The sequence below is a fragment of the Longimonas halophila genome, assembly GCF_002554705.1.
Taxonomy (GTDB): Bacteria; Bacteroidota; Rhodothermia; order Rhodothermales; family Salinibacteraceae; genus Longimonas; species Longimonas halophila.
Window position 1 is genome coordinate 1 of sequence record NZ_PDEP01000016.1, and the last position, 13,892, is coordinate 13,892.

The 13,892-nt window shown below is 63.5% G+C and carries 11 protein-coding genes; 6 read left to right on the top strand and 5 right to left on the bottom strand.

The window, feature by feature from the left end; translation table 11 throughout:
- Positions 1-118 precede the first annotated feature (118 nt).
- Complete coding sequence (locus CRI93_RS13625; protein ID WP_098063262.1) at positions 119-574, bottom strand: alpha/beta fold hydrolase; 456 nt, start codon at positions 572-574, stop codon at positions 119-121.
- A gap of 894 nt (positions 575-1,468) precedes the next feature.
- On the opposite strand from CRI93_RS13625, the gene CRI93_RS13630 reads away from it, so the two are divergent.
- Entirely contained in the window at positions 1,469-2,950 is a 1,482-nt protein-coding gene (locus CRI93_RS13630) for an FAD-binding domain-containing protein (RefSeq protein WP_098063199.1), read from the top strand.
- Positions 2,951-2,974: 24 nt separating this feature from the next.
- On the opposite strand, the gene CRI93_RS13635 is transcribed toward CRI93_RS13630, so the two are convergent.
- Both CRI93_RS13635 and CRI93_RS13640 read right to left on the bottom strand, forming a co-directional pair.
- Positions 2,975-3,847, bottom strand: a complete 873-nt coding sequence (locus CRI93_RS13635) for a phosphodiester glycosidase family protein (protein ID WP_098063200.1) — start codon at positions 3,845-3,847, stop codon at positions 2,975-2,977.
- A complete protein-coding gene (locus CRI93_RS13640) occupies positions 3,844-5,271 on the bottom strand; it encodes an LptF/LptG family permease (protein ID WP_245850538.1) in 1,428 nt (475 codons plus the stop codon). The genes CRI93_RS13635 and CRI93_RS13640 overlap by 4 nt, the downstream gene beginning before the upstream one ends.
- 559 nt (positions 5,272-5,830) lie before the next feature.
- Here CRI93_RS13640 and CRI93_RS13645 point away from each other — a divergent pair.
- A complete protein-coding gene (locus CRI93_RS13645) occupies positions 5,831-6,490 on the top strand; it encodes an MBL fold metallo-hydrolase (RefSeq protein ID WP_098063202.1) in 660 nt (219 codons plus the stop codon).
- A 104-nt stretch (positions 6,491-6,594) separates the two neighbouring features.
- Positions 6,595-7,461, top strand: a complete 867-nt coding sequence (locus CRI93_RS13650; protein ID WP_098063203.1) for a hypothetical protein — start codon at positions 6,595-6,597, stop codon at positions 7,459-7,461.
- Between the two features lie 137 nt (positions 7,462-7,598).
- Here the strand turns inward: CRI93_RS13650 and CRI93_RS13655 are convergent, their stop codons facing one another.
- A complete protein-coding gene (locus tag CRI93_RS13655; protein ID WP_098063204.1) occupies positions 7,599-8,459 on the bottom strand; it encodes a lipase family alpha/beta hydrolase in 861 nt (286 codons plus the stop codon).
- An 82-nt stretch (positions 8,460-8,541) separates the two neighbouring features.
- A complete protein-coding gene (locus tag CRI93_RS13660) occupies positions 8,542-9,147 on the bottom strand; it encodes a diacylglycerol/polyprenol kinase family protein (protein WP_098063205.1) in 606 nt (201 codons plus the stop codon).
- Between the two features lie 126 nt (positions 9,148-9,273).
- On the opposite strand from CRI93_RS13660, the gene CRI93_RS13665 reads away from it, so the two are divergent.
- The 3 genes from CRI93_RS13665 (at position 9,274) to CRI93_RS13675 (ending at position 13,817) form a co-directional block, all read left to right on the top strand.
- Positions 9,274-10,308 carry a dienelactone hydrolase family protein gene (locus CRI93_RS13665; RefSeq protein WP_098063206.1) on the top strand — a complete coding sequence of 345 codons (1,035 nt, stop codon included), beginning with the start codon at positions 9,274-9,276 and terminating at the stop codon, positions 10,306-10,308.
- An 85-nt stretch (positions 10,309-10,393) separates the two neighbouring features.
- Positions 10,394-11,458 carry a uroporphyrinogen decarboxylase gene (hemE, locus tag CRI93_RS13670; protein ID WP_098063207.1) on the top strand — a complete coding sequence of 355 codons (1,065 nt, stop codon included), beginning with the start codon at positions 10,394-10,396 and terminating at the stop codon, positions 11,456-11,458.
- Positions 11,459-11,477: 19 nt separating this feature from the next.
- On the top strand, positions 11,478-13,817 hold the full coding sequence (locus tag CRI93_RS13675) for an acyl-CoA dehydrogenase family protein (RefSeq protein WP_098063208.1): 2,340 nt from the start codon (positions 11,478-11,480) through the stop codon (positions 13,815-13,817).
- Positions 13,818-13,892: the final 75 nt, after the last annotated feature.

The window sequence follows — 13,892 nt, forward strand, 5'->3', positions numbered from 1 at the left end:
CCTGGAGCGGAGCCTCGAGGCGCTTCGAGAAAGCTGTCGCCAGTACTTCCAGACCCTCTCGCCGCAACAGGCACTCCGCACCGCCGGCATCGGTTACGAGTAATGTTGTTCTGTCGACCTACTTAATCGTGTCGATGTCGTCGTCCAGCAGATGGGTTACGTGCGTTGGCTCCGCAGGCGCGCCAATGGTGGCAATGGCCTGCACCGAGGGCATATCGTGGGCCGCCTGCAGCACCGCGGCCCCGCCCAGCGAGTGGCCAATCAGCAGGGACGGCGCCTCATAGGCATCGGCCAGGAAATCAGCAGCGGCCACCAGGTCCTGCGCGTTCGAGGAGAAGTTCGTATCCGCAAAATCGCCCTCGCTCTCTCCCAGGCCCGTAAAATCGAAGCGCAGCACCGCAAACCCCCGGTCGCACAGCGCCGTGCTAATCGTGCGCGCCGCCCGCAGGTCCTTCGAGCAGGTAAAACAGTGTGCAAACAGCGCGTACGCCGCCGGTTCGCCATCAGGACGCTCCAGGCGCGCCGCCAGTTCGTCGCCACGGTCGTTGGTAAACGTGAGTCGTTCAGAAGCCATGCGTTGCCAGTTCGGTTCGTGAAAGGGGCCGTGTAATTGCCACATGCATATGCACGATGGGTTTTGTGGATGCAAAGCACAGCGTGTTACACCCGTAACGATCCGCACCCCGCGAACCGATTCGCTACACGAAGGCGTGTCATCGCGTAGGTAAAGCTCTCAGTGCCTTGTCGGACGATGTGATGCAGTTCGGCCCGTTCGGCGGCGGCCCCTACTAATTCCAACCCAACTCCTGCACCACTCGTCGCGAGGCTCTGCCTCGTGACGCGCGGCCCGGAGGCTCTGCCTCCACTCGTATCCCCTGAGGGATGAAGCGTGATGATGAGACGATCCAGATGGGGCAGAGAGCCCGGAAGAAGGACCATGCTTGCTTACGCCCGCCATCCGGCGAAAAAAACAGTGGTAGATGCCGCTGCTGCGTGCAATCATTCCTTCTAACTGGCTAACTGGAGTCAACGGTCCCCCGTTGCCTCGGGAAATGAACGCTTCTGCGTTCCCTGGGCGAGGACAGTTGCCGGAGATGCGGGGGCGTGCCACCTGTGCAGAGCTGGCGTTGGGATCCTTCCGCCCAAGGGCGTCAGGACGACTTGGGGGGGCGAACAATAGCTCGGTATTATGAGCTTTCCCTTCCTCTGTAGTCATGCTGAACGCAGTGAAGCATCTCAGGATGCCCCGTTGGAAAGCGATGCCGCCGCACCTGCAAAGGTGAAAGCTCATGCCAAGCGTGCAGGACAGGGTATGGACATTCGATTCGAGTTTTCCCTTAGCCCGCTCCCCTGGAGAGGGGAGCTGTCGCGCAAGCGACTGAGGGGTGGATAGAGCCGCGAAGATCTAAACAGACCCTGACGATATTTCAGGTCACGTGCGGGACTTCAACCCAACATCTTCTTCTTTATGATTCAACTCGTCTGGTACAAGCGGGACTTGCGGGTGCGCGACCACCGTCCGCTGGCCGAGGCCGCCGCGCGTGGCCCTGTGCTGCCGCTGTACGTGGCCGAGCCCGAGATCGCTGCCGGCGATGACGTTTCGCCGCGCCACTGGTCGCTCATCGCGCAGGGGCTGCACGCGCTGCGTCGGTCGCTGGCGGCGCTGGGACAGCCGCTCATTGTGCGTTGCGGACGCCTCCCCGACGTGCTTGAGACGCTCTACCGGCAGATTGGGCCGTTTCGCATCTGGGCGCATCAGGAAACGGGCAACCGGCGTACTTTTGACCGCGACATCCGCGTGCGCTCCTGGGCACAGACCCGGCGCATCCCCCTGACCGAATACCCGTGCCGCGGCGTGGTGCGCCCGCTGCGCGATCGCGACACATGGTCCGCTCGGTGGGCAGCCTACATGCAGCAACCGCCGGTGCCCGTGCCCGAGATGCTCATGCCCGCGCCGGGCAACCTGGAGCCGGGACGCATCCCCACGCACGCTGATCTGGGACTGCCCCCCGACACGACTGCCGTACAGGCCGTGAGCGAGGCCCACGCGCACCAGCTGCTCGACACCTTTCTACACCAGCGGGGCAAGCCATATCGCAAAAGCATGTCGAGTCCGCGTACGGCGGAGCGGAGCTGCTCGCGGCTGTCGGTGCATCTGGCGTACGGCACGCTGAGCATCCGGCAGGCGGTGCACGCGCTCCGTGAGCGGCAGATGGAGGTGGAGAACGCGTCGTTTCAAGGTGCAGCCACATGGCGCAAGTCGCTCTCCTCGTTCGACAGCCGCCTGCACTGGCACGGCCACTTCATGCAGAAGCTGGAAGACGCTCCGCGCATCGAGCACGAAAGCTACATCCCGGCCTTTGATGAGTTGCGTGCTGATGGCTTCGACGCCGATCTGTACGCGGCCTGGAAACACGGCCAAACGGGCTTCCCCATGGTCGATGCCTGCATGCGCTGCCTGCGCCACACGGGCTGGCTCAACTTTCGGATGCGCGCGATGCTGTGCTCGTTCGCCGCATACGACTGCTGGCTCGACTGGCGCCGGTTTGCGCCCTGGTACGGCGGCCAGATGGCCGATTATGAGGCTGGCATCCACTACCCACAGGTGCAGATGCAGTCGGGCACGACAGGTATCAACCGGCTGCGCATCTACAATCCAGTGAAGCAGGGCCACGAGCACGACCCCAAGGCCGTGTTCATCCGCCGCTGGGTGCCGGAACTGGCCGCCATCGAGAACGATGCGCTCGTGCATGAGCCGTGGCAGATGTCGGCGTTTGAGCAGCAGGCGTACGGCTGTGTGGTGGGCCGCGACTATCCCGAGCGCGTGGTAGACCATCTGGAGGCCTACCACCATGCCCGCGACCAGATCGAGGCGCTCCGCGAGGAGCCGCACATTCAGGCGCAGGCCGACACTATCGTTGAAAAGCACGGCAGCCGACGGCGGCGGTGAGTAGGCACGCGACGTGCCGTATCCCTACGGCGCTGCCGTACGCACCCGCACGCCAACGTGGGTGGCTACCGGGCGGTGGCCCCCCAGGTGCAGTCCGTCGGGAGCGCCCTGGGCGGAATGGCTCATGTAGAACGCGGTGGAGCCGCCGCCGTCGAGGATGAGTCCGTCGGTGGCGCCCTGATCGGCTAAGATCTGGGCAGCGGTGCCACGCGTCACGTCCTGAAACGCCGCCAGCCACAGCTGCTGCGTCTCGGTGCAGGCGGCAACCATGGTGTAGTTATCGATGGTGCCGCTGCGCTGGGTGCGCGGGTGCACGGTGCCGTTGCGCAGTTCGCGCACCAGGCCCCCAACGCCCCACTGGGCCCGGTGGAGCACCGAATCGGGCACGGGGCGCTCGTCGGTGAGGCGGGGGATGCGGTCAGCGGTGAGCCAGAGCAGGTAGCTCTGCGGGTTGATGTGGCTGGCTGTGCCGTCGGCGATGGTGGTGTGGTGGCCCTGCGCCCAGGCAAACGGCCAATAGCCAAGACGCGGCGGCTGAAACAGCGCGCCATTGACGACCACATCCAGGTCGTGCTTCCAGGCCACCTGCCACGGGTAGCGCAGCCGGTACCATGCGGTGCTGTCGGTGCGTACATCAGGCGGGGTGACGAACAGCTCTACGCCGGGAGCCGTCAGGTCAATGCGGGCGATGTAGGCGCGTCCGGTGTTGGCATAGCCACGGGCGGCCAAGTCGAGCGCAGTGTAGTGGAGGCCCGGACGCACCTCGGTGTCCGGATGCGGCACGTTGGCAGGGCGCAGCTCATCGGCCAGCAGACGGCCCCCACTCCACAGAAGCAGCAGCCCCAGCATCCCCCAGGATACCCAGGCCCGGTGGGTGGCTGTGCGTTCCCGGTTCATGTAGAAGATGCATCTGACCACAGGGAGCGAAGCCACATCCACAGCCGGGTACGCAGGGCGGGCGTAGCGCGCAGGTCAAGCACGATGTACGCGACAAGCCAGCAGCCGACCGTTACCATGATGATGTTGGCAATCCACATGCCCAGCCATGGCGGAATGACCGCGCGGTCGGCCAGCTTTTCGCCCTGCACGAGCGTAATCCAGTAGAAGAGGAAGATGCCCATGGCAAAGGCGGCACTAACGCCCAGGCTGCCCCGCCGGATGCTTAGGCCCAGCGGAGCGCCAATAAAGATGAACACCACGCAGGCTACCGCAATCGAATATTTTTTCATGATCTCGACGCGGTAGGTGCGCACGCGCTCGCCCTTCCATTCCACGCTGCGGCGGGTGCTGCGGAGCGACGACTGCAGCGAGCGGGCCTGCTGCAGCGCCCCGTCGAGCAGGCTCGGCTGGCGGTCTGGGGGCAGGTCGCGCAGGAGAAACGAAGCCGCGCCGGTATCGAGCGTGTCGGGCGGGGGCCAGGGCGCCACCGGGTCGTCCGAAGCATCGGGACGGTACGGGTGATGCGGAGAGTTACGGATCTCTTGCAGGTCGAAGCCAATCTCAGTGCGCATAGAGTCGGCGGCCTGTCGCAGTCCGGCAATGCGCATGGTACGCGCAGTGCGGCGGGTGCGGCGTTCGTCTTCATCGGAGCGCTGGAATCCAAAGTCCGAGATGTCGAGCCGGAGCGTGTGGCGGTCGAAGCGCATCTTTTCGTAGCGCTCTTGCGTGTTGTTGGCATCGCGCGTGAGGGGGCGATGCATTTCGCCATCGTAGAGCACCATGGTGATCTCGCGGCCCAGCGAGTCCGATTCGAGCGTGCCGTGTGCAGCCCGGATGACGGCCTGCTCGCGGCGTCCGCGCGTGTAATCGTAGATGGTGATGCCGTTGAGCTGGTTGGAGCCCTTGGGTCGCTCGCGCACCAGAATGCTATAGTCCTCGATGCCCTCGTAGAACACGCCCGGCCGCAGTTCAAAGCCGGGCTGCTGCATCCGAATGGTGCTCCACAGCATGCGGGCGCGGTGGTTCGATTCGGGCAGCATCACCGTGTTAAAGTACACCATGAAGCTTGTCACGAACAGTCCGACGATCAGCGCGGGCCATACGAGCTGCCCGAACGAGATCCCGGCGCTTTTCATCACCGTGTAGGCCTTCGACTCCACCAGCTGCCCAAATGCCATGAGCGCAGCCAGGAGCGTAGACATGGGCACGGCCAGCACGACCATGTACGCCAGGTTGTAGGCAATCAGCTCCACAATGACAAGGAACGGCAGGTCCTTTCCGGCCAGCTCGGGCAGCCACCGAATCAGAAACTGCATGAGCAGCAGAAACATGAGCACGCCCAGCCACCCAAAGAACGGGCCGGGCAGCTTGCGAAGCATCATCCAGTGGAGCCGGTGGAGCCGCATGCGACGAAAGACAACACAACAAACAGAGTAGATCGCGACCCATCTCTACGGCTTGCCCCGATTCCGGTTCAGGATCGTGCCTATCGTATTTGTGTGATACTGCGAGATGAATCGCCGCATGTTGAGTGCTGTAGTATGAAAGCTGTATGGGGACCGTAAAAGAGGTGAACTCCAACCCAATTACCGCTCGTCGCAAGGCTCTGCCTTGTGACGCCTTTGTTTAGGGGCTCTGCCCCGTCTGTAGGCTTTCTGCGGACTCATCGGGCATGATGCATACCAGAGGCGCAATCGGGGCCTGGAACAGATGTCGTCAGGAATGCAAGCGATGCCGACAGTGGTGGGGACAAGTTCCTCCGTTCGCCCATGTCGGAGACGTCCGCGCCAGGGAGCGCCCCCAGCACCGATAGCATACGGTGCACGTTCTCCAGCTACGGGTGTCTTTCCTTCATCACGTGGCGTTGACCTACTACCGAATCCTGCAAGCAGGTAGCTCGTACCGTATCCTGATTCAGACCTATATCAGATGCCCTGGCCTATGACGATTCAGTCCTTCACGTTCAACGGCTTCATGACCAATATGTACGTGGCGCATCGCGAAGGCGAAGCCGCCATCATTGACGCCTCGTGCGCCAGCAGTGCCGAGCAGCAGCAAGTCGATGCCTACATCGACGAGCACGACCTGACGGTCACGCATCTGATCTTGACGCATGCGCACATCGATCACATTCTGGGCTGTGCGCATCTCGAATCCACCTACGACCAGGCGTTCTATCTGCACCCGAGTGGCACGCCGTTCTACGACCAGGCTGCGCAGCAGGCGCAGGCGTTTGGTGTGACTATCGACCCACCCGAGCGCAGCACTATTCCGCTCACGCCCGACGATACGCTCACAGTGGGCGGCGTGCGCTTCCGCATCCTGCACACCCCCGGCCACTCGCCCGACTCCGTAAGCCTTGTAGCCGATGAAGAAGACATCGCGTTCACGGGCGATGTGCTCTTCCAAGATTCGATTGGACGCATTCAGGGCCTGCCCCAGACCTCGAAAGCCGACCTCATGGCGTCGATCCGCACCAAGCTGCTGCCACTCGGCGATGCCATGACCATCTATCCAGGCCACGGCGCTGTAACGACCATCGGACGCGAACGGAAGCAGAATCCGTTCCTGAATAATCAGGTGCCCGGTTTTGCGGAGTGAGACGTGCTGGCGTATCCCACTGAATAACATATTTTTGGCGGATGCAAACACGATGTGCCTGGGCGAGCATTTGGACGCTATGCAGCGCGCTTGTGCTCGGTAGTATGCTGGCGACTGGATGCGCAGACAGCACGCTCGCGCCCATTGAAGACGGCAGCTCACAGACGGAACTGCGCGAGCAGGTGCGCTACGCGCTGGATGCCGGGCCCAACCAGGGGGCAGTGCCCGACAGCATCGACGTGACCGCCGAGGTGCTCATGCAGTCGCTCGACTCAGCGCGCACGCTCGTCACCGTGGCTCTGGACGACACGATCGATGTGGAGGCGATCTACCCGGTGCACATCCGCGCCAACAGCGCCGACACCACGGGGCCCATTCTGCAGGGGCTGGGGGCCATCGACAACGCCGCACGGCGGGCCGGGCGCAGCGTGCACCTGCTGCCGCGTCCGCTCGACTCGCTGCGTGTGCTGGATGCGCACATTACCCTGCACGAGCAGGTCATGCCGCTCGATACGGTGCTCGCGCAGGGCGACATCGGGGCCAACGCCAGCGTACAACCAACGCTGTTTCAGTTGGAGCGTCCCGCCGCGCCGGACACCGCCACGTACCCGCTTGCCCCCGTGCCCAACAGCCGCCCCGAAGCGCCCAGCGGCATCGGCGGCACGATTCGTTTCGAGGCACTCACGCCCACCATGACGCTCGTGGAAGTCCGCCGCGCTGCCAACGCGCCCGTCACGAATCAGGCGCACCCGGTGCATCTGCGCGAGGGGGCAGTGGGTGGCGGCGGACGCATCGCGTTCTACCTGGGCGCGCTCGACGGGCATCCCCAGGGCGCACGGTCCAGCTGGGCGGTGGTGCCGCGTCCGTTCGAGGAGCTGGCGGCGTTCGGCGGACACGTACGCGTCTCCTGGAGCAATACAGCGCTGGAGACCGCGCTCGGGCAGGGCAATGTCGGAGCGAATGCGCCGTAGCGATGTTGGGAGCGCCCCCCATTTATCCGTAGGGACACGGCGCGCCGTGTCCCTACGGATTTGATTGTGTTGATTCTGGGTCCAACGGTCCACCGTCCCCGGCAGTGCTTTGGTGAAGCAGAGGCGTCGTGTCGTCCCTACAACCCTTCGTTGGCTAAGTCCTGAGCCACATTCGCATAGAACGCATTCGCATCGAAGTCCGCGCCGCCGAATCCGGCATCCATGCCCACCTGGCGGATGTGATCGGCATCCAGTACCCCCTTGAAGGTGCCCCACTTGGCGCTATCCACCGACACAAAACCGTCGTTGCAGCCCTCGCGCTGATACAGGTACGCATTGAAGTAACGCAGGAGCGGGGTGAGCGGGACCTCGGTATCGCGCCCTGCCTGTCCGGCGTACGACCAGTAGCGCACATTGGGGTGATCGGGCACGTTCGGGTTGAAGCTGTGCTGCATGAACGAAGGGGTGAGTTCGCGCACGGTCTGCAGCGAGTTGGCCGATCCGTTTTCAATGATATGCGTGCCCAGCCAGTCGGCGACGTCGGCCATCCACGAGCGGACCGAATCGGGCTGTTTGAGTACAAGATTGGCCAGTTCAGATCCACGATGCGGGGTGGCCACCGTAACCAGTGCCGCAATGCAATTGTGCAGTCCCATCTGGCTGATGAGAAAGCGCGCGTCGAGTCCGCCCATGGAGTGGGCAATGATGGTGATCGCCTCGGCCCCGGTTTCGTGGAGCACATGCTCGATGTGCCGCTTCCAGGTCTGGGAGCGGGCTCGCACGGTGTTATAAGGCGACACGTTGGGGGCGTAGGCGCGTACCCCGCGCATCCGCAAATACATGGCCTGCTCGTGCAGGTGCCCGCCGCGCCGCAGCGACCCGCCAATGCCGAACCCATGCATCATGACAACTGGCAGGCGGGTGGGGATGACATCGGGCTGCGGAAGCGACTGCAGTCCGGTGAGGCGGTGGAACGCCGAGGCAGGAAATGTAGACATAAGACGCATAGCGCGTCGACCAGAGAAAAACGGACACGGGGCCAACAACAGGCGGCATCGCAAAGTTGCCTGGATAGAACGGCTACCCAAGCACGGCAAGCACCGTGCCCATACCCAGCGGCACGGCGATGTTGTCGTTGAGCGAGAGCGGAAGGGCCTCCAGCACCGCACCCATCAGGGCGGCTCCGCCCACAGCAACGAGCGGAAGCCCCGCCCCGACCAGCACAACAGCAGCCATGATCACAAACGCCGCAGAGCCCTCGGCAGTGCGTCCATGATTGCCCCAGGGGTGGCGGCCCAGGCGGCGTCCTACAATGGCGGCAGCGGCGTCGGCGAGGAGCGCGGCGCAGAGCGCAGGCACCGCCACCGCCAGCGGAAACAGCCACCCGGCCAGCGCACATGCCACGAGCACACACGTCGCCCCGTTGAGTGTGATGCGTCCTGCAGCATCCGACCACTCCGACGGACGCATCAATCCGCCGAATATCGTGCGAATCAGAGCGCGGAACCGGGGCCAGACCGCACGTAGCACATCGCCAGTTACGCCAATGAGGGCCGCTGCCGTTACGATCCACACCGCGAGGGGCGCTCCGATCCAGGCCATGCTCAGCGGAATGCCCAGGGCCAGCACATGAAGGGCCTTGCGTCCCAGTTCAGCACGAAACGAAAACGCAGCGTCGGCAGCCATCAGCGCAGTACGAGGAGCAGGGCGGAAAAAGGCAGCGTGTGACAAAAGGGCCAGCATGCGTCACCGCCCGATATTGGACCGCAGGCGTAACGGTTCCGTGCACGAAGGACTTCAGAGGAACGCCGCATGGCTTTGGTCTTTTTAGGCGATACCAATGTGTATGTGTCGCCCTGCTTATCTACCAAACCGCCTATCATGACCGTCAACTACCCCACGTTCGCTACCCGCTGGCTTCCGCTCATGGCGGCGGTGCTTCTGCTTCCGCTGGTCATTGGATGCGACCAGTCGTCCGATTCCGACGCGTCTCCTGATGCCGACACCACCGCCACGTCCGCCTCACTGTCTTATGTGGATGCGATGGCTGAGGCGCACGCCGCCGACACGTCGGATGCATCGCCGCTGGTACAGCCCCCTGCAGGGCCGGTGACCACCGAAACCGTAACGTACGGCACAAGCGAGGATGGCACTGCATGGACCGGCTACTATGCAGCTCCCGAGGCCGCCGACTCGCTCCGTAGCGCCCGTGGGCTGTCCGCCGATGCGCCGCTGCCCGGCGTCGTGCTTATTCACGAGTGGTGGGGCCTGAACGACAACATCCGCGCAATGGCCGACCGCCTGGCGGCTGAGGGCTACCAGGTGCTCGCGGTCGACCTGTACGAGGGGGATGTCGCCGACACGCCCGACGGCGCGTCCTCGCTCATGGAAGAAGCCATGGGGCGCGGCGACGTGCTGAGCCGTCACCTCGAATCGGCGCGCACGTTCATGACTGAGGAGCAGGGCGCGCCGCAGATCGGCGTGATGGGCTGGTGCTTCGGCGGATACTGGTCGCTACAGGCGGCACTCAACGCCCCGAGCGGATGGGACGGCACGGTCATCTACTACGGCAACGTAGGCAACGCCTCGGCCGAGGCTGTGGCTGCGCTTGAGATGCCTGTGCTCGGCATCTTTGGAGGCGATGACGGCAGCATTCCCACCGAAAACGTGGAAACGTTTGCCGACCAGCTCCGCGATGGCGGGGTCAACGCCGACATCCGCATCTACGAAGGGGCGGGCCACGCCTTCGCCAACCCGACCGGCAGCAACTACGTCCCCGAGGCGGCCACCGATGCCTGGGCGCGCACGCTCGACTTCCTGCAGACCACGCTCTACCCTGATGCGTAAGCACAGGCCGCACAGGAGGTCGTCTCGATTCTTGTGCCGCACGCCGCTTATCGTACATCCATAACCTTCTGTATCCACCGCCTTTATGGCCAATTTTCCGCCGCTCCAAAACGATCTGTTCCTGCGTGTAGCCCGTGGCGACGCCACCGAGCGCACTCCCGTGTGGATGATGCGCCAGGCCGGGCGCTACCTGCCTGAGTATCAGGCCGTACGCGCCGACCATCCGTTCTTTGAAGTGGTAAACACGCCCGAGCTGGCTGCGGAAGTCACCCTGCAACCCATCGACCGGTTTCCGCTGGATGCGGCCATCATCTTCTCCGACATCCTCGTCATTCCGCAGGCGCTGGGGCTGGAGGTGCAGATGGTGTCGGGGAAGGGGCCACACTTCCCGAATCCGCTCGACACCCCCGCCGATCTGGAACGCGTCACCGACCAGGAGGCCAACGCGGTCTTGCAGCCGGTCTACGATGCGCTCACCCACACGCGCCACGAACTCAACGGACGCGTGCCGCTCATCGGGTTTGCCGGCGCGCCGTGGACGCTCATGGCCTACATGATTGAGGGCGGCGGCAGCAAGTCGTACCGGAACGCCCGCCGGTGGCTCTACCAGCACCCCGAATCCAGCCATGAGCTGCTGAACACGCTGGCTACGCTCATTGGGCAGTATCTTATCAAGCAGGTGGATGCCGGGGCACAGGCGCTTCAGGTGTTTGATTCGTGGGCGGGCCTCCTGGGGCCCAGCCTGTACCGGACGTTCGGCATTCCGTACCTTGAGTCCATCGTGCGAACAGTCAAAGAGGCGCATCCCGACGTGCCGTGCATCGCATTTGCGAAGGGCGCGCCGTACGCCCAACCGGCGCTGGCGGCGGCGGGATACGACGCGCTTAGTCTGGACTGGACGATGAGCCCTGAAACGATTCGCGCCGAGATCGACACCGACATTGTGCTGCAAGGCAACCTGGATCCGTGCGCGCTCTACAGCGCCCCCGACGACATCCGGCGCCAGGTGCAGCACATGCTGGCCGCTTTTGGTCCGCAGCACCACATTGCCAACTTAGGCCACGGCATGCACCCCGACCACGACCCCGACCATGCGGGTGTCTTCATCGAAGCGGTGCATGCCTTCTCCGAAACCATGCGCGCTGTATAAGCCCAACCCCCTGCTTCCCATGCCAACATCAACCGAAACCGCCCCCAACGCTGCCGACTACCCCGCCGATGTGCTGGCGGTGCTGCCCTTGCTCTACGTGGCTTGGGCCGACGGCGTCATTACACCCGCTGAGCATACCACGCTTCGGAAGCGGTTGCAAGCGTTCGACTGGATGGATCCTGAGCATCGCGACGCGGTGCAGCAGTGGCTCGATCCCGAGCATCCGCCCACGCCCACCGAGTATCAACGCTGGCGGCGGCGGTTGCAGAAAGCAGCGACTGATCTTCCCGTTACGGGGCGCACCTCGCTGGCCGCGCTGGGCGCAGAAATGGCCGCGCTGGGCGGCGACGGCGCACCCGGCATGCCCGACGATGCGCAGCAGGCGCTACGCGAGGTGGAGGCGGCCCTCGGTATCGCAGGCGACGAGATCGTTGACGAACTGCGTGGAGAGCGTCCTGCACCCAGCGACGAGGTGCCGTGTGGCATCCCCTGCCAGGTGGAGCAGCTTCAACGCTATCTGGATGGCGAGCACGCCGAGTTGCGCGATCAGATCCGCGCGCTGCTCACCGATCCCGTCTTCCGTTACGATCCCTCGCTCGGCACCGAGGCCAAGCGCGAGCGTGTGCTGTACTGGTGCCGCCTCCTGGCCGATCAGGGACTGGGGGCGCTGGCATTCCCCAAGAAACACGGCGGGACCGGCGACATCAGCAAGTTTATTACCGCGTTTGAGACGCTCTCGTACCACGATCTGAGCCTCGTTATCAAGTTCGGTGTGCAGTTTGGCCTGTTTGGCGGTAGCGTGCACCAGTTGGGCAGTGCGCGTCACCACGAGAAATATCTCGAAGACATCGGTACGCTGGAGCTGCCGGGCTGCTTTGCGATGAGCGAACTCGGCCACGGATCCAATGTGCGCGATCTGGAAACGACGGCTCATTACGATACCGAGACGGAGGAATTCGTCATCAACACGCCGCATAACGGGGCGCGCAAGGAGTGGATCGGCAATGCGGCCCGGCATGGACGTGTGGCCACGGTGTTTGCGCAACTCCACACCAACGGCGAGGACTACGGGGTCCATGCCTTTATCGTGCCCATCCGCGATGACGCGGGCACGCCCAAGCCGCGTGTGCGCATCGAAGACTGCGGGCGAAAGATGGGACTCAACGGGGTTGACAACGGACGCTTGTGGTTCGACCACGTGCGCATCCCCCGCGAAAACCTGCTCAACCGCTATGCTGATGTGCATGCCGACGGCACGTACGAAAGCGACATTCCCAGCGCCGGGCGTCGCTTCTTTACGATGCTCAGTACGCTTGTGGGGGGACGCATCAGCGTGGCGCGGTCGGCCTGCAGTGCCGCGAAATCGGGCCTGACGATTGCGGTGCGCTACGGCAACCGGCGGCGGCAGTTTGGTCCGCAAGATGAGCCCGAGGTGCCAATTCTGGACTACCGCACGCATCAGCGACGGCTCCTGCCGCGTCTGGCGAAAACCTACGCCATCCACGCTGCCCTGGCGCATCTGACCAACGAATTTGCTGCACGCGGTCCCAACGATTCGCTCGAAGACATTGAGGCCGAGGCCAATGCACTGAAAGCGTACAGCACCTGGCACACCACCGATGTGCTTCAAACCGCTCGCGAAGCGTGTGGCGGACAGGGCTACCTGGCTGAAAACCGCATCGCCGCGCTTAAAGCCGACACCGATGTGTACACCACGTTCGAGGGCGATAACACCGTGCTCTTGCTTCAGGTGGCCAAGGGTTTGCTATCGGATTTTCAGCGCGAGTTTCGGGATATGAATGTGTTCAACATGGTGCAGTTTGTGGCATCGGACCTGGGCACGCGCCTGAAGGAGAAAAACCCGCTTATCCGCCGCAACACCGACCGCGAGCACCTGCGCGATCCCGAGTTTCATGGCAACGCCTTTCGCTACCGCAGTGAAGCGCTCCTGCAGTCGGTAGCGCGTCGTCTCAAAAAGCGGATCGACGACGGCATGGATACCTACGACGCGTTCATCGAGGTGCAAGACCACCTGGTCACACTCGCCAAAGCCAAATCGGAGCAGCTGGTGTTCGATCACTTTCACGCCTCCATTCAAGACACCGAAGACGACGACCTGCGCGGCGTACTGCGCACGCTATGTACGCTCTTTGCGCTGGAAGCGATTGAGTCGGACCGTGGCTGGTTCTTAGAGCAGAACTACATTGAAGGCAGCAAGGCCAAAGCCATCCGTCACGAGGTCAACGCGCTGTGCAAAGAGGTGCGCCCGATGGCCGAGCCCTTGGTCGACGCCTTTGCGATCCCGAACGCCTGCCTGCATGCTCCTATCGCCCAGAAGCAGCAGACGGAAACGGCGTAGCGGCGTGCCTCCACCACACCCCGACCGATGCAACGTAATCATTTGTTTTTCGGCGATAGCTGCGCGTAGAGCGCG